A 23,460-nucleotide genomic window follows, 5' to 3' on the forward strand; every position below is an offset into this window, starting at 1 on the left:
CGGAGTCCGCGCGCCGGTGCCGTCACGCCAGGCCGTCCAGCAGCTCCTCGGCGCGGCGGGCGAACAGGTGGGCCTCGCGCTCGACGGAGAGCGCCCGGGCGCGCTCGGCGGCGGCCCGGACGGCGGCGACCGGCTCGCCGCGGGCCCGCATCAGCCGCGCCCGCAGCAGGAGCAGCAGTCCCTCGGGGTAGCGCTGGCCGTACTTGTGGAGGAACGAGTCGGCCCGGTCGAGGGCGGTGGCGGCCTCCTCCAAGTCCCCGGCCGCCAGCCACATCTCGCCGAGCAGCCCGTACCAGGTGGCAAGGCCCGAGCGCGGTGGGTCGGTCAGCGCCGCTGTGATGATCTCTTGAGCCTCGGCCGCGGCGCCGGCCGGGTCGTCGCCGGTCACGGCGCGTGCCCAGCACCGAGCCAGCCGTTGGTAGCTGCCGAGGAAGGCGAAGGAGAACTCGGGGTCCAGGGCGATCCCTCGCTTCGCCGCGCGCAGCGTCCGCGCCGGGTCGCCGGCCACCGCCTCGACCGTTACGGCGAAGGCGGCCCAGACCGTGATCACATAAGGGTCGTCGCCCGCGGCCGCCTCGATCGTGTCGAGCCGCGCCCGGGCGGTGTCGAGGTCACCGTGCAGCGCGGTCATCAGCGCGAGCATCACGGGCCAGAGCAGCCGCAGGTCACGCCGGAGCTGGCCCTCACCACCGTGCGCCGGGTCGTCGAGCACGGTCGAGCTGGCGTGGCTCAGGTACCTGAACGCCTCGCCGACGTTGCCGACGTCCCACTGGTGGATGCCCCAGGCGTGCCGGCCGTACGCGCGGACGATCGGGTCGGCGGACGCTTCGCCCTGCTCCAGCAGCCGGCGTGCCAGGCGGCCGGCGGGGTCGAGCTGAATGCCCTGGGAGTACGCGGCCCAGCGGGAAAAGAGGAAGTCGGCGGCCTCCCGCTCCCGGCCGAGCTCACGTGCCAGGTGCTCGGCCCGCTCCAGCAGGTCAAGCGCCGAGCCGACGTACCCCGCCCGCATCCCGTCCACCGCGGTGAACAGCGACAGGGCGGACAGTTCCAGCTCCACCAGGCCCGCTGTGCGCGCCACCTGAGCAGCCGTGTGCAACTGCCGCGCGGCGGCGTCGAGCGCCGACTTTCCCGCCGCGCAGCGACCCGCGCGTACCAGGGTGGCCGCGGTCCGGGCCGGGTCGGCGAGTGGGCCGGCGGCCCACAGGTGATGGGCGAGGCGCTCGACCACCGGCTCGTCGTCTTCGGCCGTGCCCTCCAGCCCGTCCGCCACCAGAAGGTGCAGGCGGGCCGCGCGACGCGGCGGCGTGGTCTCGGCGACCGACTCGCGGACCAGGTCGTGCGGGAAGCGGAACGAGTACGGATCGCCGGGCGAGGGCTCGAACAGTCCGAGCTCCTCCAGCGGCTCGAGGCCCTCCAGACAGGCCTGCGCGTCGAGGCCGGCGGTGCGCGCGAGCAGCGCGAGGTCGACGTCACGGCCGATCAGCGCGGCGGCCTGCAGCAGGCCCCTGGCATCGTCGTCCAGTCCCGCCATCCGGTCCCGAACCACGTCCCGGACCGTCGACGGCACGGCGGTCCGCGCCGCGGCGTCCACGGTGAGGACGCCGCCATCGGCGAGGAGCCGGGACAGCTCCCGGACGAAGAACGGGTTGCCGGCGGTGCGGGCATGGATGCTCCGGGCCGCACCGGGGCTCGGGTCCTGGCCGGTCTCGCGGCGGACCAGCTCGGCCACCTCGTCCGGGCCGAGCGGACCGAGCCGGATCCGGCGGTGACGGGGCACCCGGCTGGCCGCGGCGAGCATCCGCGCCAACTCCGAGCCAGGCACCGGCGCGCGGTCGCGGAGCGCGCCGATGACCGCGGTGCCGGCCGGGAGCCGGGCCGCCAGGTGACTGAACAGATCCAGCGAGGCCGTGTCCGCCCACTGGAGGTCGTCGACGAAGAGCACCACCGGCCGCCGCACCGACACCGTCCCCACGAGCGCGACCGCCTGCTCGAACAGCCGGAACCGGGTGCCGCTGTCCGGCAGTACCGGCGTCGCCGGCACGCCGCCGTGCGATCCGACGAGGCGGCCGAGCTCGCTGGCGTGCCACTGCTCCCGCGCCGGGGCCGGTAGGCCGCCGAGGATCGCGCCGACCGCCTGCACCCACGGCCACATCGACGGCGTGCCGTCCCCCTCCAGGCAGCGGCCCCAGACGACGAGCGCGCCGCGCCGGCCCGCGCCGGCGGCCGCCTCTTCGAGCAGGCGCGTCTTGCCCACCCCGGGTTCTCCCTCGATGACGACGAGCCCCGTACCCCCGGCGAACGCCGACGCCACCGCCTGCCGCAGCACCCCGAGCTCCTCGGCCCGGCCGACCAGGGCGTCGGCGGCCGGCGTCCCGGCGGGTATGTCCTCGGCCGGTTGTCGGGCCAGCACGTGCCGGAGCGCGGCCACCAGCGTCGGGCCGGGATCGATGCCCAGCTCCTCGGCGAGCCGGGCCCGGACGGTCTGGAACACCGACAGCGCCTCCGCCTGCCGGCCGGCAGCCGCCAAGGTGCGGACGAGACTCGCCTGCACGCCTTCGTGCAACGGCGCCATCCGGGCGGCCAGGTACAGCGCGTGCAGCACGCGCTCAGGCTGCCCGCGCGAGACCGCGAGCTCGGCCGCCGCCACGCAGGCGTCGAAGAACTCACCGTCCAGCGCGGCGAAGATCGCCATCGCGGTCGAGCCGTGGGCGAGTCCCTCACCGGCCGGGCCGTGCCAAAGACCCAGCGCCCGGACGTAGCGGTCGAGCGCCGCATCGGGCCGCTGCTCGGCGACGCCGCCCTTCGCCGCGGCCACGAGCTCCCGGAAGGTCACGACGTCCACCAGGTCGGGATCGGCGGCGAAGAGGTAGCCGTTTCGGTGGCGTTGCAGGTACGAGCCGGTTTCACGCGCCGGAACCGCCGGCTCCAGCAAGCGTCGCAGCGCGCCGACGTACTTCTGGAGAATGTTGACCGCGGACTCCGGAGCGTCGTCGCCCCAGATCAGATCGATCAGCTCGCTCGTGCTGATCGGCTCGCCCGCCCGGGCCAGCAGCACCGCCAGCAGGTACGCTTGCTGCCGGGGCCCTGGGGCGAGCTCGACGCCGTCCCGCCAGATCCGCAGAGGACCGAGGATCTGCAGTCGCGGAGGGGCGGCGGCACTCATCGCGGGCTCCTTCGCGCGAGGACAAGGCACAGAGCATCGCCGGACAGCCGGTGCCCGCTGGTCCGTTGGATGTTTTAGGCTACCGGTCGACGAGCGTGGAATTGGTCGGCATAGCGGGTCGATTCGCCCGGCGGGGAGGTCAGACCGGCCTTGGGCAGACCCGTGACGATCCGCATCCTCGGCCCGTTGCGGCTCTGGCGAGGCGACACCGAGCTGGACCCGGGTCCGCCGCAGCAGGCCTACCTGCTCGCCCTGCTGCTGGCCAGGGCGGGGCAGCCGGTCAGCGCCGGTGACCTCATCGAGCTGATCTGGGGCGAGGACGCTCCCGCCACCGCGCTCAACGTCGTCCAGAAGTACGTCGGCGCGCTGCGGCGGCTCCTGGAGCCCGACCTTCGCGCTCGGGAAACGGGCTCGTACCTGCGCCGACAAGGCAGCGGCTACCTGTTTGTGGCCGGTGCCGGCACGCTCGACCTGGTCGCCTTCCGGGAGCTTGCCGGAGCTGCCCGAGCCGCCGCCGCGGATCAACGCCGCGAAGCGGCTCTGGCCCGGTACCTGGAGGCACTGGAACTCTGGCGCGGTGCCGCGGGTGACGGGTTCGCGAACGGCCCCGCGGCGATGGCGGTCTTCGCCGGCGTGAATGGCGAGTTCTTCGACTCGTGCGTGGCGGCCGCGGAGCTCGCGATGTCGCTGGGCCGGCCGGAACGGGTCCTGCCACCCCTGCGACTGGCCGCCGCGATGGCGCCGCTGCACGAGCCCGTACAGGCATGCCTCGTCCGCGTGCTCGGCGCGGTCGGGCGGCAGGTGGAGGCGGTGGCGGTCTTCCAGACCGTTCGGGCCCGGCTCGCCGAGGAGCTGGGCATCGACCCCGGTCCAGCCCTGGAAGCCGCGCACCGGCAGGTCCTGGATCAGACCGGCGTGCCGCCGGCCGCCGGTCTGGTCGGTCGGATCGAGGAGCTCGGGGTGCTGCGGCAGGCGGTCACACCGGCGCTCGCCGGTGGTACCGGCCTCGTGCTCGTCGAAGGCGAACCGGGGGTGGGCAAGACCCGCTTGCTGGAGGAGATCGCCGCCGAGGCGGATCGGCGTGGCGCGTTCGTCGTGTGGGGCCGCTGCCTGGAGGGGGACGGCACGCCGTCGATGTGGCCGTGGGTGCAGGTGGTCGGCGCGCTCCTGGATGACCTGCCCGCCGTGGCGCGCGACAGTTGGCTCACCGGCGAGCTGAGCCGTCTCGTCGAGCCGCTCAGCGGCGTCCCCGTACGGCCCACGCTGCCCGACCGTGGCGCCCAGTTCCGCATGTTCGAGCGGGTCGTCGACATCGTCGGTCAGACCTCGGCGCGGCGTCCGCTCGTACTCGTGATCGACGACCTGCAGTGGGCGGACGTCGCTTCGCTGCATCTGGCCGGTCACGTGGCCGCTCGCCTGCCCGCGGGCACCGCGATCGTCGGTGCGCTGCGCGACCGCGCGCCAACCCCCGGTTCGGAGCTGTCGCGGATGCTCGCCGCCGCCAGCCGGGTGCCCGGACACCGGCGAATCCAGCTCGGCCCGCTCAGCCAGGCCGAGGTGGCCACGCTCGTGCGGCATGAGATCGGCGAGGTTCTCGCTTCCGGCACCGTCCACAGTATCCACGCCCGCACCGCCGGCAACCCGTTCTTCGTCCGGGAGCTGGCCCGGCTGCTGGCCCACAGCGGCGTGCTCTCCGAGGATGCCGCGCGGCGAGCCGGGGTGCCGTCCACCGTGCGTGACGTCGTCCGCGACCGGATGGCCGACCTCGACGACAGATCCCAGGGCCTGCTGCAGGTCGCCGCGATCATCGGCCGTGACGTCGACCTCGGCCTGCTCGCCCGTGCCGCCGGTCTGGACGGCGACGCCATTCTCGACCGCCTCGAACCCTTGCAGGCGCTCGGACTCCTCGGGCCGGTGCCCGGAGATCCGTACTCAGTCCGCTTCGCGCACGACCTGGTCCGCGAGTCGGTCGCCGAATCCACGTCGCGATCGCAGGCGACCCGGCTGCATCTGCGCGTCGCGAACGCGTTGGAGAGCGACCCCTCCGACGGAGAGTCCGTCGCCGAGAGCCTGGCCCACCACCTCTGGGCAGCCGGCCCGCTCGCGGACCCGGCCCGCACCACACAGGCGCTGGTGCGGGCCGCCCGGCGCGCGGCGAACATGGCCGCGTTCGAAGCCGCCAACCGGCAGCTGGAGTCAGCCGTGCACCTGGCGCGCTCGGCGGGGTTGGCGGCGCTGGAACTCTCCGCCCTCTCGCTGCTCGCCATCGTCATCAGGAGACACGCTCAGTACCGCGGCTCGTCGTTCGACGTGCTGGAGCGCGCCGAGCACCTGGCCCGCCGCCTCGGGCGCGACGCGCAGGCCGCCGACTTCCTCTACACCCGCTGGATCGCGGCCGCCCACGCCGCCAAGGCGGAGCGCGACCAGTTGGCTCACCGGCTACGTGCCCAAGGCGATGAATCCGCTGACCCGGTCGTGCGTGCGTACGGCCGGCAAGCCTGGGGCCTGTATCAGTGGGAAGCCGGCAACATCGGCGAGGCGTTCCGGTACATGGACGGCAACGACCGGACCACGAGCGACGCCTCCTCCCGACCAGACGAGGACGAGCACCGACGGGACGTGCAGTTTCCCTGGCCGTACCTGCACGCGATGGTGACCACGCTGCACGTTGGCGCCGAAGCGGGACGGGCGCTGCTCGACACGCTGGAGGCCGCCGCGGGCGACGACCCCTACGCGATCTCGGTCTGGGCCTACTACACGGGCATCGTCGCGTCGATGGTCGGCGAGCCGGCCTGGGGGCAGCGGGCGGTGAAGCGGTGGCTCGCCGCCGACCCCGAGCATTTCTTCGTCCACGTCGACCCGTACCTGCGCCAGACCCGATGCTGGACGCGGGCCCTGACCGGCGACGACCCGGCCGGCGCCGCGGCAGAGGCCGAACAGCTCCTGACCACGACGCTCCTCGACCCGCCACGATGGGGCGTCGCCTTCTACTGTGGACTGATCGGTGAAATGCTGCTGGCGGCCGGGAAGCCGGCCGAGGCCAGCGCCGCCCTCGACCGCGCCGACCGGTTTCTGGACAGCCACGGCCAGCGCTACGCCGAGGGCCTGCTCCTGCTGCTCCGGGCACAGGTGCTGCACGCTGGCGGCGAGCCCGTGACCGCTGTTCGGGCCGCCGCCGAGCGGGCTCGGCAACTGTCCGTCGAGCGCGAGGCACACCTGTTTGCCCACCGGGCCGAACGATTCCTGGCGGAGTTCTGAGCATGCCGGGTCGGGTCGGGGAGAACGTCGCCAAGGATGCCCCGCTCGGCTCCCGGATGACGTCGACGTCGCACCTGGTGTTGTCCGTGGTCAGTCTGCCTTCGCGGCGCGGCCGAGGCGGATGGCCGAGATGAGGAAGAAGATGGCGCCCGGGATGGCGTAGCCGATCGCGCTGGTCAGCACCGGGTCGTCGGCGGAGGCACCGGCGATGAACGACCCGCCGGCGAGGACGGAGATGCCACCGCTGATGATCATCGGCCACTGGCCGCCCATCCCGCGGCGGGTGACGCCCACGATCAGCTGAACCAGCCCGGCCACGACCGCCCACGCACCCCACACCCGCAGGACCGCCGGGATGCCGGACGCGCAGGCGAAGGCCAAGCCGACCGCGGCGAGCAGGCTGACCGCGACGTTCACGTACAGCAGGGTGGGCGATCCGGTAGCGCGCGACGCGCGGGCGTCGACGACGGCGGCGGCCACGTCGAACAGCGGGTAGAGCACGAACAGCGTCGCGGCGAGCGGACCGAGGTGCTCGGCGGTCGTGAACGCCACGAGCGCCCAGACGATGGCGAACGCGAAGCGGACGAAATACAGCCGCCGCAGGGTGGACGCCGTGGTCGAGATGCCGGGTGCGGTAACGGCGGTCATGGTGAACCTTCCGGTGGTTGGTGAGGCAACCGCGACCAGTGGGGAGTCGCGGCGCTGGGCGGAAGAACGAACGTTCTGTCTCGCTAACGATGACGGTTTCGCGCCGGCCTGTCAAGACCGAACGTTCTGTCACTACGATGGGCGCATGGCACGTAGCGAGACCGGCATCCGGCCGTCCGAGGCGCGACAACGGCTCCTCAACACCGCGACCAGGATTTTCTACGGGGAGGGGATCCACTCGGTCGGCGTCGACCGGATCATCACCGAGGCGAACGTGACCCGGGCCACCTTCTATCGGCACTTCCCCGGCAAGGAGGATCTCGTCCTCGCCTATCTACAGGCGGTCGATCAAGCCATCCGCGGCCAGGTGGAGGCGGCGATCACCGCCGGCCGCCCGGAGCCCGACGCCCTCCGGGCCGTCGCGGAGTCGATCGCCCAGGACATCCGGTCCGCCGGCTTTCGCGGCTGCGCCTTCCTGAACGCGGCGGCCGAGTACCCCGATCCCGACCACCCCGTGCACCAGGCCGTCCTCGCGCATCGGCAGTGGTTCCTCGACACGGTCGGCACCTTGATGGCGAGCATCCAGAAAGCCGAGGCCGAGCCCGCCGCTCGGCACTTCGTCATGCTCCGCGACGGCGCCATGGCGGCCGGCTGCCTCTTCGACCGGGAACTGGTCTGCGAGACCTTCCTTCGCGGCGTCGAGGGACTCGTCCGGACGCACGCCGCACGCCGGCCATCCTGAGCCGCGTTCGAGGATCAGTGCGAGGTCGGTCCGACCGGCGGTGGCAGCGGCGTGGCGGTCAGGACGCGGGTCACCACGATGTCTCGTAGCGTGCCGAGCTGGTGGTCGTAGCGGTAGCGGGTGGTGGTGACTCGGTGTTCGGCCAGGAGTCCCTTGTCGACCCAGACGGTGCCGGTCTTGACGTCGTCGCGGGAGCGTAGCCACAGCCACGGTTGGCCGCCGCGAAGTACCCGCACGGTGCTGGTCAGGTCCTGGCCCGCGTCGGCGCCGGTGATGCTGTAGATCGGGCGGCTTCGGCCGGGGTCGATGTCCAGTCCGCCGTCGGCGCGGACGGTGAGCGTCGCGACGAGCGTGCCGTCGGGAAGGCGGATGGGTGCGGGCACGCCGGGGGAGTAGGTGACCCGCCCGCCGGGCTGGTCCATGCCGTTGGAGGTGTTGCGCCCCCGCGGGTCGAGCATCAGGTGGGGCAGGAAACCGCCGGCGCTGAACGCGGCCCCGGGGTAGTAGGCCAGGTGCCAATGCGGCGGGTTGTCGGGGTGCAGGCGGTTGTTCGTCTCGAACCCCATCAGCGTCCAGGTGTGGCCACGAGCCTGGGCCTCCGCGGCCAGGCCCGAGTCGATGAGCGCGGCCTCCGCGGCGAAGAGTTGATGGTACGCGGCGCGGGACTGGGCGCCGACCCACGGCACGGTGGCGTAGTAGCCGGCCGCTCGGTCCGGATCGTTGTGTTCGAGGCGGAAGTAGGTGCCGCGGGTCCGGTGCACGTACGAGAAGATCTCCAACGTGTCTCGGGCGCCCGCGGCCGAGGTCGCGGTGACCGGCACCGAGAACGTGACGCTCCCGGCCGCGTCGTCGCGGTTGAGCGTAGGCCGGGCCTTCCGGCTCACCACGGTCTCGATGGGCACGCCGGGCCAACGGACGGTCACCGTTACCGCCGAGCTCGACGGCCCCTGGATGAAGGAGTAGAACTCCAGCCGGCTCGCCACCTGGTGGTCCGGGCCGGGCACGAACGAGTACCCGGCGGCCAACTGGATCTCCGGCGCGCTCGGTGTCCCCGGCGCGGTCCGGACGATCCGGAAACTGCCGTAGGCCACCGCCTCCACACCGGTATCGGCGGTGGCGACCGAGCCCATCCCGACGACGGTCGCCAAGAACGTCAGGGTGACGGTGATGATCGCCGACGGTCGAGGCCGCCGTAGGCGCGCTCTGGTCATGGCCCTCTCCTTCGCCTCACCCGCCATCGATGGGCGTATCGAACCCGACCACCGTGCATCGACAACAGCGAGTGGGCATGGAGGGAGTTACCGGACGGACAACGATCGGTACGCCGCCCATATCGGGGCGCGCCGGAAGACCGGCCAGCCGCGGACGCGGCGTTAGCCGCGACGAACGGCGGTCAGCCACGGGTGGCCGGGATGCGCCAGCGCCAGTGCGCCGGCGAGCCACCGGCGCTGCTCGGTGTCGAGGGGGCGGCGTCTCACGGAGCGGACGGTACCTACAAGCGTGTGCCGGCGGCCGGCGGTACATTTGTCCCAGTCTCCTCCTACACGTTCCTAATTGTCGATGGTGGATCTGTATTTACGGGTCGTAAATTCGAGGGTTATTATCTCCAGCAAATGTGGCGGTTTGCCAATTCATTAACGAGGGGACCACGTGCCTTCAGGGCAATGCGCATCTCGTCACGGGACGAGGAGGAGTCGTTCGCCGCCGGCCGAGATCCAGCAATAACGCATCTTGCGATCATGATTCGATCGCCTTGGGGAGAGGCATGAATTTTGTGGCCGGCAACTGCAGATGTTAGAAATGAGGAGGGCTGGCTTGTCGGTCTCACGACGGGGCGCCAGCTACGGAAAGGTCGGTTTAATGGGTAGAACCAGGTACCGCGCCGCGGCGGCGGGTCTCGTCGCCATGTTCGCGACGTCCGTGACGGTCCTCGTCGGCGCGGTTCCCGCGACTGCCGTCGGTGGCGACTGCGTATCCGCCTTCGACGAGCGTCCGGTGATCGGAATGAACCACTACCGGGCTGGTGTGATGTGCTACTCGCTTCAGTCCGACTCTAGGGCTCGGGCCAAGCTGGTCCGCGACGGCGGGCCAGACTACAACAGCTCCTGGTCGAGGTCGCTTAACGTATACACGTGGACAGACTTCTATACTTGCTACGCGGGCTGTCACGACTCCTACGAGATCGCGCACATTTGACGGGGAGGGGCTGTCTCAATGACCAGAAACAGCTACCGGGTCGCCGCAGCGTTCGCCGCCACGACCTTCGCGGCATCCATCGCGCTCTTCGCTGCCGCGGCACCCGCGAGCGCAGTCGGCGGCAACTGTTCCGCCGAGCTGTACAAGAAGAGCGTCATCGGGTTGGACCATTTCCAGTCCCGTGCTATCTGCACCTCCCTGCAAGGAGATTCCAAGGCTCGGCCCAAGCTGGTCCGAAATGGCGGGCCCGATTACACGGGTCCCTGGTTCACGGCACTAAATGTAATAAGGAGTACTGACTTCTATACCTGTTACGCCGGGTGCAGTGCCGCGTACGAAATCGCACCCGTCTGAGCGTGAATCCGTGTGGCGGGCCCGCCGGGTCCGCCACACGGACGTTGTGCGAGGCTGCCCGAACAAGTATCCAATTAGGAGTACCGTGATCACGCTCGCCCATGTGACCGTCGAGTATCCCGACGCCACGCCCCTCCAGGATGTGAGCCTCACTCTTGGGTCAAGCACGACTGCGATCGTGGGGCCGAGTGGGAGCGGCAAGAGTACGCTGCTGCGCATCATTGGCGGCATGCAAGTGCCGACATCCGGCGCCGTCAGCATCGACGACGTTGCTGTGGTCACGGCCTCGTGGCGTTCGGCGGGAGATCCGCGCGTCTCGCTGATCCACCAGGACTATCGGCTGGTGCCGTTCCTGACCGTCGAGCAGAACCTCCTGCTGGCCGCGGAGATGCGTCGCGTACGCCGAACCTCAGCTGACGTCACCTCGGTGCTCGGTAAGGTGGCCTTGCCCGCGTCGATGCGTGGCCGGTTGCCGGCGACGTTGTCCGGAGGTCAGCAACAGCGTGTGGCCATCGCCCGTTCGCTAATTGCCGGAACGTCGGTCATTCTGGCCGACGAGCCGACCGGTGCGCTGGATGTGAAGAACACGGAACGGGTGACCGACATCCTGGTCGACTTGGGTCGCCAGCACGGGTTGGCGATCGTCGTGGCAACTCACGACCAGAGCGTCGCACAGAAACTGGACCATCGTTTCGAGCTGGCTGAGGGAAGGCTGGTCCAGCTCGCATGAGTCCACGTGTCGACGGTCCGCGGTTGGCTGTGGCGTTCCTGCGTCACGCGGTCGCGCAGGTATCCGCGCTGGCGCTGATGGGCTTCGTCCTGGCCGGCAGTGTCGTCGGTCTCGCCACGGTGCGGGACAGCGCGCAGCAGGCGATCCTCGACTCGGTCCGCGCTGACCTCGGCCAGCGGTCGTACGCGCTGCAGACCGGCGATCCCGCCGCCAGTCGGGCCGTGAGCACTGTGGACGGCCCGACGCCCGTGCAGGACCAGATGGGCGACGTAATGGTGGACGGCCTGTCGGTGCCCGTGCTGGTGCGGTCCACCACGAGTGCCTCGCTGAAGCTGGGGGTCGTCACGCGTGGCGCCTGGCCGGAGCGCGTCGGCGAGGTCATCCTCTCGGAATCGACGGCCCGGTCCCTGGGCATCGCGCTCGGTGACACCGTGTCGATCCGTGCCGACGGTGGCGAGACACCCGGACGGGTCGTGGGGCTCACGGTCGACCCGGCCAACCGGACGACGAGCACGCTTGTGCGGCTGGTGTACGACTCGTCGGAGTTCCGACCGACGATGTGGCTCAGCGATTCCGACTTCTACGCCGCGCCCCCGCTGAAGCCCGTCCTCGACAGCCGCTCGGCGACGTACCAGTCTCTGCAAACCCTGCTTGAGGCGGCGGCGGACAACAGACCGCACTTCCTCAGCGCGATGCGGTTCGTCCCGGCCGGCTGTGGTCTGCTGGCCGGTGTCCTGCTCGTGTCGGTCGGGACGGTGTTCTCCCGCAGATGGCGGACCTATGCGGACGCGCTCGTCGCGGCGGGGATGGCACCGGCTGTCGCCTGGCGCCGGATCCTCTCGGTGGCGTTCGGGACGGTATTGGTCGGCGAGATCATCGGCGGCATCGTCGCGGCGGTCGCCCTGTGGCTTTCGCGTGGACCGGTCTCGGCATGGGTGGGGCAGCACTGGGTGCGGATCTCGTTCCCGTGGCAGGAGTCTGCCGTCGTGCTGGGGTTGACCATCGTGGTGGCGCTGGTGGCCGCACCCGTCGTTGGGCTTGCCAGAGAGTGGACGCGGCGCCTCACCCCCCGCCCGGCGCGACGTGGATGGGTCACCCCCGCCGCGGTACTCGCTGCGGTTGTGGGTCTGGCTGGTTGGCTGGTCATGACACGCGTTTCGCTCCAGCAGAGCGGCGACTGGGCAACCACGTTCGCGAAGCTCGCGGCTGCCCTCATCGCGGTTGCCGCACCGTTCCTGATCGCACCGGTGCTCGGCGTGGGCCTGCGTACGGCGACGCGGCCGCTCATGCGACACCTGGTGGCGGCGCTGCGACCGATCGCAGCCGCTGGCGCCTTGGTGGCGATAGCGACCAGCATGTGGTCGGCCCAGACCACCCGCGATGCCAACCTCGGCGAGGCGATGTCGAGCCCGCTCCAGCCGGCCGGTTCCTTCGTCATCAGCGAGATGCCCGATACGGCAATCCCGGCGCTGATCGCGCTATACCGCTCCCACGGCGGCGACGAGGTCATCCAGTTCCGCATACCCGACGAGGCGACGACACAGCTGCGTGCGACGGGGCCCGAGGTCGTCTCCTGTATGTCGGACCGGGGAATCACCGAGCCAGTCAGGGTTGTTGACTGCTTCCCGCAGGACTCAGAGTCACCGATCAACCGGGTGCTCATCGGCCAGCCGGGCTCGACGCCACGCGCCGACCCCGAACTGCTGGATAGCGGACGGGTCGGACTGCTGCTTTTCCACAGCGGTGAAGGCACGGCGGCGCGCCTTGCCGGTACCGACGCCGAGGCCGACCCCGCGTTGGGGGGCAATCTGCCAGGCCTCGTCGTTCCAGCCGACGGCGAGGTTGCCAAGCAGTTCGGACTCACCTCCAAGGGCACCAGCGAGGTCGTGCTCCGTGACTTCCACCGGCTGTCGTCGCACGATCAGTTCCTGATGCGGGCGGCCGCGATACGTCTTGCCCCAAGTGCCGAGACGGCCAGCGGTACCGATCCCACCGCCTACGACCGGCTCCGCTCCCTCGCCAACACGGTCGGCTTTCTCGGCGCGACGGCGACGATGGTGATCGTGCTGGTGGGTGGCCTGTCGTTGGTGGTGGCGCACACACTGTCGAGACGCACACTCGTCGACACCGGCGCCGTACCCGCCGTTCGATGGGGAATCGTCGCCCGATGGACGGCCATCCCCACCCTTACCACGGCGCTGACTGTCCCGCTGGCGATCCTGACGGTCTCGTCGGGCGGCCAGAGTACCGACGCCTCCTACGGACTACTGTGGACACTGCCGGGTGCCCTGGGCGCGCTGGCTTCCCTCATCATCGGGATCGCGTTTCTCCGCACACCGACGAGCGCGGGCGAGTGAGCCGGCGCGGGCTACGATGCCGCTCTGTGCGCTCCGGCAACCCTCCGGCTGCGTCGAGGCAGTGCGATTGGTGGCGATCGATGGCTGTCTGGCGTGTCTGGGGGCTCGGCTAGTGACCACCATCGAAGAGTTGAACGTACAACAAACCTTCCGCGCAAGTCTGGCGACGCGGTGGCGATGCCGCAAAGATGGGGATTGGCCCGGACATGACTCGGACTTTCCCGGAGGATCTGTGAGACCCAGTCATCCCTTCCGCAAGGCACTCGGCGTGCTCGCCGCGCTGCCGCTGATCCTGCTCCTGACGACCGCACCCCCCGCTTCGGCCTCGCCGCCGCCCACCTGGACGCTGTACGACGGCAGCGCCCAGTACGTGTGCCAGACCCCCGGCAACAACCCCGGCAGCTTTGGCTACTACCTGGCTCCGGTGCTCGGTGAGTGGACGACGACCATCAGCCTCGGCATGACCGACCTGCCACCCGGGTCGACCAGCCAGGGTTCGCGGATCCCGCCGGGGTCGAACCACCCGCACGAGGACGGCGGCGTCACGGTGAACGGGTGGATCGGCTACAACGTCACGACCGCACCGCTCGGCCTCTACCACCCGAGGATCTCCGCCACGGACGGAGTGACGTCGCAGAGCTACCTGGTCACGCTGGAGATCAAGCAGCGCTGCTAGAGAGCGTCAGGGTCAGGGTGATCGAAGCTCCCCTGAAGTCGTTAGAACGACGTCAGGGGGGCGGAGCTCACCCGGGGGGGGGGCCCAGCGGGGGCCCAGGGTTCACTTAGGCCACATCAGTCACAGAACTCACCAATTGATCAAGCCACTCGAACCGGAAAGAATGGGCTGTTTGCCATCTACCAGGCATGACAACTCGGCGGGATACTTTCCATTGGCAGGCAGAGCTAGTACCCCGGGGCAGCTGATCGTTGTCGGGAAGGTGGTGCGGCGATGCGGTCGGACACTCTGGAGGTCGTCAGCGAGGTCGCGGCGGTCGCGGCCACACCGGGCAGCGCCGCCGAGCGCGCGGAGGCGTTGCTCGCGCCGATCGGGCGGCTGGTGCCGTTCGTGGCGGCCCGGATCTACCTGCTGGACATGATGCGGCGTGCCGAGCACCCGCTGGTCTGCGTCGGCTACGACGAAAACGTCCGGTCCTACTTGGAGAGCCGGCAGCATCTGGACGAGCTCGAGCTGCACGGCCTGGGCCGCAAGGGCCCGCCGCTGCGGCTGCGCGACATGCCGGTGCCACCGGAGCGGATCCGGAGCTGGACCGAGTACCTGGGACCGGCGGGGTTTCGCGAGGGGATGGTGGTGCGGCTGACCACATCGGACGGACGGTACCTGGGGATCCTGGGCCTCAGCACCGACAGCGTCGCGCATCCGACGGACGCCGCCCGCGACGTCCTCGGCGCGCTGTCGCCGGTGATCGCGGCCGCCGTCGATCCGTTGGGATCGATCGGTGCGGTGACCCGCCTGGTGGGCCGGGCCCGCGCGGGCGTGCTGCTGACCCGCGACGGTTCGATCCGGCCGCTGCCCGGCCTGCCGGGCCACCCGGTGCTCGCCAACGGTTCCCCGCTGCTCGGCGTCGCGGTCGCCCAGTTGAAGGGCATGTCCAGGGCGTCGTTCCTCTGCCCGTACGACCGGGATGGCGCCGGCACCCACCTGCAGGTGACGGTGCTCGCCTGCCCGGCGCTGCCCCCGACGTACGTGACCGCCGCCATCGTCGTCTCGCCCCCGGTGGACCTGCGCCGGCTCACCCGCCGCGAGCTCCAGGTGCTCGGCCTGGTCGTCGAGGGCCACGCCAACCGCCGGATCGCCCGGATCCTCCGGCTCACCGAGCGGACCGTCAACACCCACCTCGAACACATCGGCGCCAAGCTCGGCGCCCGCGGCCGCACCCTGGCGGCGGTCTACGCGCTGCGCGAAGGGGTGTACATACCGCACCCGCTCGGGGTCAGCCAGGTGCAGGTCCGCAGGAGGGCGGCCGCGGTCGCGTAGGGCGGGCGGCGTTCGGCGAGGAGGTACCGGGGAAACCAGCGCGCGTCGGGGTGTCACAAACCGCGCGGCTGTCCGGTCTTCGCTGTCGAGCGGAGCGTCAGCCCGCAAGAAGGGTCGAAGGAAATGAAGATCGCTGTCATCGGTGGGACCGGGCTCATCGGATCGCGGGTGGTGAAGCTGCTGAACGCGGGCGGGCACGAGGCGGTGCCGCTCTCGCCGTCCAGCGGGGTCGACCTGCTCAGCGGGCAGGGCCTGGCCGAGGCGCTGACCGGCGCCGACGTCGTGGTCAACCTGACCAACTCGCCCACCTTCGACGACGCCTCGCCGGCGTTCTTCCAGAAGAGCATGGACAACCTGCTGGCGGCCGCCGACGCCGCCGGCGTCGGCCACGCGGTCATCCTCTCCATCGTCGGCGCCGACCTGGTACCGGACCTGGTGTACTACCGCGCGAAGGTGTTGCAGGAGGACATCCTCAAGGCCGGCCCCGTGCCGTACTCGATCGTCCGCGCCACGCAGTTCTTCGAGTTCGTCGACGCGGTCCTGACCTGGACCGCCGACGAAGACACCGTCCGGCTCCCGGCCACCCTCGTCCAGCCCATGGCCGCGGACGACGTCGCCCAGGCCGTCGCGGACGTGAGCGCGGGCGCGCCGCTGCGGGGGACGCGTGACATCGCCGGACCGGAGGTCTTCGCCCTCGACGAGCTGGGCCGGATCACCCTCGCCGCCCACGGTGACCGGCGCGCCGTCGTGACCGACGACACCGCCGGCATGTTCGCCGCCGCCACGGGCGACGCGCTCATCGCCAAGGAGGGCGCCGTCGTCGCGAAGACCACCTATCGGGAGTGGCTCGCGCGCTGACCCCGTCCCGGGACTGGCAGGCAGAGCTGGGGCCCGCACGGCGGAGGTCGTGCGGGCCCCGGGTCAGGCCCCCGGTCACCGGGGCCCGGCGTCCGGTCAGGTCGGGCACCGTCCGTGACACCGGCGGGTCAGGCCGGCGCGGACACCGCCGCGATCTTCTCCGGGTTGAACATCCACAAGATCTGGTCGATCCCCTCGGTCGAGGCGCCGATCGTGAACACGCAGCGTACGTCGCCGCCGTGCCGCACCACGACGGAGCTCCGTACGGGTAGTCGAACGCCTCGCGCAGCACGTACGCGGCGCGCTCGGTGAGGGTGAGCTTCTCCATCAGCACCAGCGTCGCGAGCTCCAGCGCCGCACCGCGCTCGGCGCCGAGGTAGGGATCGGCGCTCGTGTCGACCGGCTCGGGCAGCCACGGCCCGATGTACGTCTCCCGCCGCGCCCGCGCCGACTGGAGCGCGTTGATGGCCAGCCGGGTGGCGGTCGTCGCCAGGAACGCGCCCGGGTTGACCACCGCCGCGCGGTCGTATGCCTGCCACCGCAGCCAGACGTCCTGCACCAGGTCTTCGGCCTCGCTGGCGCTGCCGAGCATCCGGTACGCGATCCCGAACAGGCGCGGCCGCAGGCTCGTGAAGACCGCCGCGGCCTCCTCGAGGTCGTCCGCTCCGCCCGGCTCGGCGACCACACTCGAATCCGCCACCCCGCGCCCCCCGTCCGGTCGTGCCGCGGCCCGCCACCGGATCCGAACCTACCGCGAGCGCCGGCGTCCCCCGCGGGCCAGCTCGCATACCTCGCCGCCACGGGGGAAGTAGCCCGGTGACGACGCGAACCCGGAAACGCCCGGGTGCGAGGAGGTAAACCGGATGTCCGATTCGCGGGAGCGGGACGACAAGCGACTCTCGGACGAGCCGAACGAGGCGGGCTTCGCCGGCGGTGCCACGACGCCCCAGGCGGTACCCGAGGACCGCGGCACCCAGGAGGCGGAACGGATCGCCATACCCGGCGACGACCTGACCTCGGCGGTCTCGGGTGCCATCTCCGGCGCCACGGAGCGCGACCGGCAGGACGAGAGGTCCACGGAGGACCGCTGAGCGACGGCTCAGGCCTGGCCGCCCGCGAGGCCGACCTCGCACCTCGCCCTCGCCCCGGCACGAACCTGGCCCTGCTGAACGGCCTGCTGCGGCTCGTCATCCACAATGGATGGTACGACGAGGGGTACGTCGCCGCGCACACGGTGGGCGGCTACCCGCCGGAGCGGGTCGCGGAGATCTGCGACCTCAAGGCCGCCGACGTGGAGCGGGCGGCCGAGCTGATCGGCACCTCGCGGCGGCTACTGTCCACAGTGCTGCAAGGGGTCTACCAGCCAGGCGACCGCGGCGGCCTGCCAGGTCGACAACCTGCACCTGCTCCGCGGCATGCTGGGGCGGCCGGGCGCCGGGCTGTACCAGTTCCACATCCAGCTCCAGTGGCTGCGCACCCGGATGAAGCAGGCCGCGCCCCAGGCGCTCGTCGTGGCCGCCTGACGGCGTTCCCGGCGGCGTGCCGGGGCCGCGACGTGCGCGGCCCCGGCGAGCGGGGTGACGGCATCGGTCAGCCGCGGTACCACTTCTGGTTGGCGCCGCCGTGGCACTCCCAGGTGACCAGGCGGGCGCCGTCGGCGGTGTTCCAGCCCGACACGTCCACGCACTTGTTGGCCTGGGGGTTGACCAGGTCACCGGCGGCGCTCAGGACCCACTGCTGGGCCGGGTTGCCGCTGCAGTTCGCGAGCTGCACGGTCGCGCCGTTCGCGGTCGAGCCCCACGCCACGTCCATGCAGAGGCCGAACGCGCGGATCGTGCCGTCACCCGGGAACGTCCAGCTCTGCGCCGCGGTGCCGTTGCAGGTCCAGAGCTGCAGGAACTGGCCGTCGACGCCGTTGCTGCTGGGCACGTCGATGCACTTGCCGACGTACCCGATGAGGCGGCTGGTGCTCCCACCGCCGCCGGTCGTGGTCAGTGACAGGCCGTACGCGCCGAGGATCTCGTTGACCGGCTGGTAGACCGTGGTGCCGCCGGTGCTGCAGTTGCCGCCGGCGCCGGAGGTGACGCCCTGGGCCTGGTTGCCGCTGATGAACGAGCCGCCCGAGTCGCCGGGCTGGGCGCAGGCCGAGCTGGACACCAGACCGTACACAAGGGAGCCCGAGTAGTTGACGGTGACGTTCTTGGCGGTGATCGTGCCGCAGCGCCAGCCGGTCGTGCGGCCGGAGCGGCAGACCGAGCTGCCCACCGCGGCCTCCTGCGAGCCGGCCACGTTGGTGGTGCCGCCGTTGTACGTGTTGACGACCGGGCGGGAGACCCAGTTGGAGTTGACCTGCACCCACGCGTAGTCGTTGTTCGGGAACGAGGAGCCGCGGAAGGTGCCCTGCGCCGCGCCGCTGCCGCTCGTGGTGCTGCCGACGCCGCCGCAGTGGCCGGCGGTCACGAAGCCGCCCGACACCGCGAAGCCGACGGAGCAGAGGACGCGGTTGTCGATGACGTACTCGTCGCCGCCGCGGACGTCGTACACGGGGCGGTAGGGGCTCGCCGTGGCGACGGTGCGGACCGCCCCGGTGACCCCGGCCGCGCGGGCGAAGCGCTCTGCGGCGGCCACAGTGGACGCTTCCACGACCACGCTGTTGGAGGCCGGGTCGACGTACCAGGAATGGACGCTCTTGGCGGCGGTGGCGGTGCCGCGGTCCAGCGCGGCCTTGGCACGGTCCAGTTCGGCCGCGCTGCGGGCGACCAGCCGCGGGCGGGCGCCGGCCGCGCGTACCCGGGCGGCTTGTGCCCCGTCGGTGACCCCGACGACGAGTGCGCCACCGTCGGGGGCGACCCAGGCCCCGCCGTAGGTGGCGCCGAGGTCGGCGCGGAGCCGGCGCTCGACGAACGGTGCGACCGCCTCGACGACGAGGCGGTCGTGGATCTGCGCGTCGGTGAGGCCGAGGTCCCGCCGGAGGGCGGCGACCTGGCCCGCGGGCAGGCCGGCCGGCTGGGCGGCGGCCGCGGGTGCGGCGGGGTCGGGTGCGGGCGCGGCGGCGGCGACCGCCGGCGGGCTGGCCGCGGCGAGGGCGAGCGCGGCGGCGAAGACGAGGACACGGGTGCGACGGACCATCTGATACCTCCCCGGGAGCGCGGAGAGCGCTCTCTGTGAGGAACCTTTACTATTCGCGTGGATGTTTGTCAATGGATTGCTGAGCGCTTCGCTTCGGTTCTGATCGCGCTCCGCCGGGCGGGGGGTGCCATGACGACGGGCGGCGCGACCGGTTCTGATCGGATCTGAGACCGATTCTGATCGGTTGATATTGACTTTGATCGCGGTGAGTGCTTGGTTGGGTCGGAGGAGTTTCAGGAGGGTTTCCATGAGACGCACCGTCGCCCTGACAGCCCTGCTCAGCCTGGTCGCCGCGGCCGCGAGCGCGCCCGGTGTGGCGTACGCCGGCAGCGCCCCCGCGCAATGGCGGCCGGGCACGCCCCCGATCAGCACCCCCTGGACCGCTCAGGTCGGTCCGGACAACGCCCTTCCCGAGTACCCCCGACCCCAGCTCGTCCGCAACAAGTGGCAGAGCCTCAACGGCGTGTGGGAGTTCGCCGGCGCGGCCGAGGGCGAGGCACCCCCGTTCGGCGCGGAGCTCAGCGAGCGGGTGCTGGTGCCCTACCCGATCGAGTCCGCGCTTTCCGGCATCCAGCGCCGCGAGGACCGGATGTGGTACAAGCGCGCCTTCCGGGTGCCGACCCGCTGGCAGGTCGGCGGCGACCAGCGGCTCCGGATCAACTTCGGCGCCGTCGACTACGACGCCACGGTCTGGGTCAACGGCACGCGGGTGGCGACCCACCGGGGCGGCTACGACGCGTTCAGCGTGGACGTGACCGACGCCCTGCGCCCCACCGGGCAGCAGGAGCTCGTCGTCGGCGTCACCGACCTGACCGACCAGACCTGGCAGCCGGTCGGCAAGCAGCGCAACGTCCCGGACCGCGGCATCTTCTACACCTCCGCCTCGGGCATCTGGCAGAGCGTGTGGATGGAGCCGGTCGCGGCCGGCCACGTCGAGCGGCTCCAGCTGACGCCGGACGTCGACGACGCCAGCCTCAAGCTCACCGCGCTGGCGGCCGGCGGCGGCGACCTGCGCGTCGAAGCGATCGCGTACAACGGCAACCGGGTCGTCGGCCGGGTCAGCGGGCCGGCCGGCACCGAGCTGCGGCTCCCGGTGCGCAACCCGAAGCTGTGGTCGCCGGACTCGCCGTTCCTCTACGACCTCACCGTCAAGCTCTTCGACGGCGACCAGCGGGTCGACCTGGTCACGTCGTACTTCGGCATGCGCGAGGTGGGCACCAAGCGGGGCGCCGACGGCAAGCCGTACATGACGCTGAACGGCGACATCCTCTTCAACATGTCCACACTGGACCAGGGCTTCTGGCCGGACGGCATCTACACCGCGCCGACCGACGAGGCGCTCCGCTTCGACCTCGCCGAGCACAAGCGGCTGGGCTTCAACACGGTCCGCAAGCACATCAAGGTGGAGCCGGACCGCTGGTACTACTGGGCCGACAAGCTCGGGCTGATGGTGTGGCAGGACATGCCGTCGATGCGCACCGGCGGTACGCCGCCGGTGGAGGCGCGCCAGGAGTTCGAGCGGCAGCTGCACGAGATCGTCGATGAGCACCGCAGCTGGACGTCGATCACCGTCTGGGTGCCGTTCAACGAGGGCTGGGGCGAGTGGGACCGGGTCGCCACCGGGCGGATCGCCGACGAGGTCGGCGCGCAGGACCCGAGCCGCCTGGTCAACGCGCACAGCGGCGTCAACTGCTGCAACTCGCACGGCGACTCCGGCCGCGGCGACATCCTCGACTACCACCAGTACCTCGGCCCGGCGTCCCCGGTGCCGAGCGGTGACCGGGTGGCGGTCGACGGCGAGCACGGCGGGTTCGGCCTCGAGGTCGAGGGGCACATGTGGTTCGGCGAGGGCCACGGGTACGTGATGACGCCGGACAGCGCCACGCTGACCCAGCGGTACGTGGAGAACCAGCGGGACCTGCTCACCATCGCCAACCGGTGCGGCCTCTCCGCCGGCGTCTACACCCAGATCACCGACGTGGAGCACGAGGTCAACGGCTTCTACACCTACGACCGGCAGGTGGAGAAGATGGACTTCAACCGGGTACGCGACGTCAACCTCGCGGTCATCCGGTCCGTCGACGGCTCCGGGGCGGGCGTGCCGCAGCCGCCGCCCGGCACGCCCGGCCTCACCGGCGTCGGCTACTGGCCGCTCGACGAGGGGAGCGGCACGGTGACCGCGGACGCGGCCGGCGACCACGACGGCACGCTCGTCAACGGTCCAGTGTGGACCACCGGCCGGAGCGGCAACGCGTTGCGGTTCAACGGCACCGACCAGTACGTCGACACCGGCGCGGCGATCCTCGAAACGACCGCCGGCTACACGGCGTCGGCGTGGGTGCGGCTGGACAGCCTGGGCGGCTTCGCCACCGCGGTGAGCCAGGACGGCGACAGCCACAGCGCGTTCTTCCTGCAGTACTCCGGCGCCGACAACCGCTTCGCGTTCAGCTTCGCCGGCGTCCGGGCGCTCGCACCCACCGCGCCGGAGACCGGCCGCTGGTACCACCTGACCGGGGTGCGCGACATGACGAACGGGTCGCTGACGCTCTACGTCGACGGCCAGCGGGCCGGCACCGCCAACTCCTGCCTGGGTGACCGGTCGAGCGGACACACGGTCATCGGGCGCGGCAAGTACAACGGCGAGCCGGTCGACTTCTGGCGGGGCGCCCTCGACCAGGTGCGGGTCTACGACCGCGCCCTGTCGGCGACCGAGGTGGCCCAGCTCTACGCCGCCGGCGGGTAGGCGCACCAGCCGTGGGGGGGGGGGGGGGGGGGGGGGGGGGGGGGGGGGCGGGGCCGGGGCCGGCCCCGCGAGCCCGGGGCGGCCGCCCCGCCGGCGAGGGCGCGGGGCCGGCCCGGGGGGGGCCCGCCCCCCCCCCACAACACCCCGATCGATCCCGGGCCCGGCCACCGGGCTGCGTTCGCTCCCGCGGGCACCGCTCTGGCCGGCGGCTCGCTAGCGCTCGCCGAGTTCCCCGGCCTCCGCTGCCGGCTCCGCGGGACAAGCCCGGACGGATCCACCGGCCGCGTGCGCGGAGCTCTTGAGCTGCCCGCACAGACGGGGCATCCGCATGCCCGGCGCCGTCGCGATGGTCGGAGGCGGTAGAGGGCGACCGTGACAGACGCGGACGGTGAGGCCGCGGGAGCGACGGTCCGGACCCGATGCCACTCAACCTATGACCCCGATTTCGGGCCGACGATCACCGGCCACGCCCAAACCGACCGCCAGCGCCGATCAAGGGACGCACGGCTCGACGGCGGACCGTCCCAGCAGATCGTGGTACGAATCCGCCCGCCCGAGGGCACCTACGTACCACGATCTCGACCGTCGCCCGCCGCTCGGTGGCGATCGCGGCCCGGCCCCGCCTGGCCGGTCAATGGCCTGACGCTCCTGAGCGTGGCCAGTTCACGACCTTGGTCGAATTGGCGTGAGCGGCATTGGGACTGGGCCGCGATGGGTCGCGGTAGCTCATATCTGTGTCTGGATACGCGGTTTGGGCGGCGTCCGGTGTGTGAATCCATGTGCGTCGCGCGCCGGATGTCCGGTCGCCCGGCGGAATTGGCCGGCACCCGGGGTCGTTATGCATGCGGCCCGCGAAGAAGCCCGGCGGTGCCGGGTGGTGGGTCGGAGTTCGGTGGAATGGCCGGCGGCCCGGGGCCGTTGTATAGGCGGCTCGCGAAAGGGTTCGGTCGGGTCGGGGCTCCGGTGGGAATGCCGGGTGGGGTCGGGTCGTTGACTATCCCGCGCCGGTGAGTGTGAGTCCGCCGGGTGCTTGTGTTTTCCCCCCGTTGTTTTCCCTGATTTGTTTTGTGGCGTCGAATTCGGCGTCGGGCGCGTGTGTGCGCGTTTTTCCCCCTGGATTGGAGTGTCGGGTATGAACACGATGCTGCGTAAGACGGTTACCGCGGTCGCGGGTTTCGCCTTCGCTGGTGGTGCGCTGCTCGGTCCGTCCACGGCGGCGCTGGCTTCGCCGGCCCACGGTACGCAGGGTGCGCCGGCGGTGGTGTCGGTGGCGCAGGTGAAGGCGG

14 protein-coding genes are annotated in these 23,460 nt (G+C 71.4%); 9 read left to right on the forward strand and 5 right to left on the reverse strand.

Going from position 1 to position 23,460, the window contains the following annotated elements; all coding sequences use genetic code 11:
- Positions 1-22 precede the first annotated feature (22 nt).
- Positions 23-3,163, reverse strand: a complete 3,141-nt coding sequence (locus RB614_RS16235; RefSeq protein ID WP_308713328.1) for an ATP-binding protein — start codon at positions 3,161-3,163, stop codon at positions 23-25.
- Positions 3,164-3,325: 162 nt separating this feature from the next.
- On the opposite strand from RB614_RS16235, the gene RB614_RS16240 reads away from it, so the two are divergent.
- Positions 3,326-6,421: a BTAD domain-containing putative transcriptional regulator gene (locus RB614_RS16240; RefSeq protein ID WP_308713329.1), complete on the forward strand. Its 3,096-nt coding sequence runs from the start codon at positions 3,326-3,328 to the stop codon at positions 6,419-6,421.
- 90 nt (positions 6,422-6,511) lie between these two features.
- Here the strand turns inward: RB614_RS16240 and RB614_RS16245 are convergent, their stop codons facing one another.
- Positions 6,512-7,069, reverse strand: coding sequence for a hypothetical protein (locus RB614_RS16245; RefSeq protein ID WP_308713330.1), 558 nt, complete (start codon positions 7,067-7,069; stop codon positions 6,512-6,514).
- Positions 7,070-7,214: 145 nt separating this feature from the next.
- On the opposite strand from RB614_RS16245, the gene RB614_RS16250 reads away from it, so the two are divergent.
- Entirely contained in the window at positions 7,215-7,811 is a 597-nt protein-coding gene (locus tag RB614_RS16250) for a TetR/AcrR family transcriptional regulator (protein ID WP_308713331.1), read from the forward strand.
- 14 nt (positions 7,812-7,825) lie between these two features.
- Here RB614_RS16250 and RB614_RS16255 read toward each other — a convergent pair whose 3' ends face one another.
- Complete coding sequence (locus RB614_RS16255) at positions 7,826-9,022, reverse strand: hypothetical protein (protein ID WP_308713332.1); 1,197 nt, start codon at positions 9,020-9,022, stop codon at positions 7,826-7,828.
- Positions 9,023-10,446: 1,424 nt separating this feature from the next.
- Between RB614_RS16255 and RB614_RS16260 the strand changes: the two genes are divergently transcribed.
- The 5 genes from RB614_RS16260 to RB614_RS16280 all read left to right on the forward strand — a co-directional run bounded on the left by RB614_RS16260 (position 10,447) and on the right by RB614_RS16280 (position 16,302).
- Entirely contained in the window at positions 10,447-11,091 is a 645-nt protein-coding gene (locus tag RB614_RS16260; protein ID WP_308713333.1) for an ABC transporter ATP-binding protein, read from the forward strand.
- A 29-nt stretch (positions 11,092-11,120) separates the two neighbouring features.
- Positions 11,121-13,448, forward strand: coding sequence for a hypothetical protein (locus RB614_RS16265; RefSeq protein ID WP_308713334.1), 2,328 nt, complete (start codon positions 11,121-11,123; stop codon positions 13,446-13,448).
- Between the two features lie 232 nt (positions 13,449-13,680).
- Complete coding sequence (locus RB614_RS16270; RefSeq protein WP_308713335.1) at positions 13,681-14,124, forward strand: DUF5980 family protein; 444 nt, start codon at positions 13,681-13,683, stop codon at positions 14,122-14,124.
- A gap of 273 nt (positions 14,125-14,397) precedes the next feature.
- On the forward strand, positions 14,398-15,444 hold the full coding sequence (locus RB614_RS16275; protein ID WP_308713336.1) for a helix-turn-helix transcriptional regulator: 1,047 nt from the start codon (positions 14,398-14,400) through the stop codon (positions 15,442-15,444).
- A gap of 123 nt (positions 15,445-15,567) precedes the next feature.
- Positions 15,568-16,302: an SDR family oxidoreductase gene (locus tag RB614_RS16280; RefSeq protein WP_308713337.1), complete on the forward strand. Its 735-nt coding sequence runs from the start codon at positions 15,568-15,570 to the stop codon at positions 16,300-16,302.
- Here RB614_RS16280 and RB614_RS16285 read toward each other — a convergent pair.
- The gene (locus RB614_RS16285) at positions 16,241-17,002 is read right to left on the reverse strand and encodes a sigma factor (RefSeq protein WP_308713338.1); all 762 of its coding nucleotides are present in this window, start codon (positions 17,000-17,002) and stop codon (positions 16,241-16,243) included. The genes RB614_RS16280 and RB614_RS16285 overlap by 62 nt on opposite strands.
- 163 nt (positions 17,003-17,165) lie before the next feature.
- Here RB614_RS16285 and RB614_RS16290 point away from each other — a divergent pair, with 163 nt between their 5' ends.
- A complete protein-coding gene (locus RB614_RS16290) occupies positions 17,166-17,393 on the forward strand; it encodes a hypothetical protein (protein ID WP_308713339.1) in 228 nt (75 codons plus the stop codon).
- A gap of 499 nt (positions 17,394-17,892) precedes the next feature.
- Here RB614_RS16290 and RB614_RS16295 read toward each other — a convergent pair whose 3' ends face one another.
- Complete coding sequence (locus tag RB614_RS16295) at positions 17,893-19,431, reverse strand: ricin-type beta-trefoil lectin domain protein (protein WP_308713340.1); 1,539 nt, start codon at positions 19,429-19,431, stop codon at positions 17,893-17,895.
- A 247-nt stretch (positions 19,432-19,678) separates the two neighbouring features.
- Here RB614_RS16295 and RB614_RS16300 point away from each other — a divergent pair, with 247 nt between their 5' ends.
- Positions 19,679-22,174 (forward strand): LamG-like jellyroll fold domain-containing protein, encoded by a 2,496-nt coding sequence (locus RB614_RS16300; protein ID WP_308713341.1) that lies wholly within the window; start codon positions 19,679-19,681, stop codon positions 22,172-22,174.
- Positions 22,175-23,460 lie beyond the last annotated feature (1,286 nt).

The sequence above is a fragment of the Phytohabitans maris genome, assembly GCF_031085175.1.
GTDB classification, from domain to species: Bacteria; Actinomycetota; Actinomycetes; order Mycobacteriales; family Micromonosporaceae; genus Phytohabitans; species Phytohabitans maris.

What these genes read in the sequence shown, in the direction of transcription:
- RB614_RS16235 (WP_308713328.1), bottom strand. Translation starts at nt 3,163, where the DNA reads ATGAGTGCCGCCGCCCCTCCGCGACTGCAGATCCTCGGTCCTCTGCGG.
- RB614_RS16245 (WP_308713330.1), bottom strand. Translation starts at nt 7,069, where the DNA reads ATGACCGCCGTTACCGCACCCGGCATCTCGACCACGGCGTCCACCCTG.
- RB614_RS16250 (WP_308713331.1), top strand. Translation starts at nt 7,215, where the DNA reads ATGGCACGTAGCGAGACCGGCATCCGGCCGTCCGAGGCGCGACAACGG.
- RB614_RS16255 (WP_308713332.1), bottom strand. Translation starts at nt 9,022, where the DNA reads ATGACCAGAGCGCGCCTACGGCGGCCTCGACCGTCGGCGATCATCACC.
- RB614_RS16275 (WP_308713336.1), top strand. Translation starts at nt 14,398, where the DNA reads ATGCGGTCGGACACTCTGGAGGTCGTCAGCGAGGTCGCGGCGGTCGCG.
- RB614_RS16280 (WP_308713337.1), top strand. Translation starts at nt 15,568, where the DNA reads ATGAAGATCGCTGTCATCGGTGGGACCGGGCTCATCGGATCGCGGGTG.
- RB614_RS16290 (WP_308713339.1), top strand. Translation starts at nt 17,166, where the DNA reads ATGTCCGATTCGCGGGAGCGGGACGACAAGCGACTCTCGGACGAGCCG.
- RB614_RS16295 (WP_308713340.1), bottom strand. Translation starts at nt 19,431, where the DNA reads ATGGTCCGTCGCACCCGTGTCCTCGTCTTCGCCGCCGCGCTCGCCCTC.
- RB614_RS16300 (WP_308713341.1), top strand. Translation starts at nt 19,679, where the DNA reads ATGAGACGCACCGTCGCCCTGACAGCCCTGCTCAGCCTGGTCGCCGCG.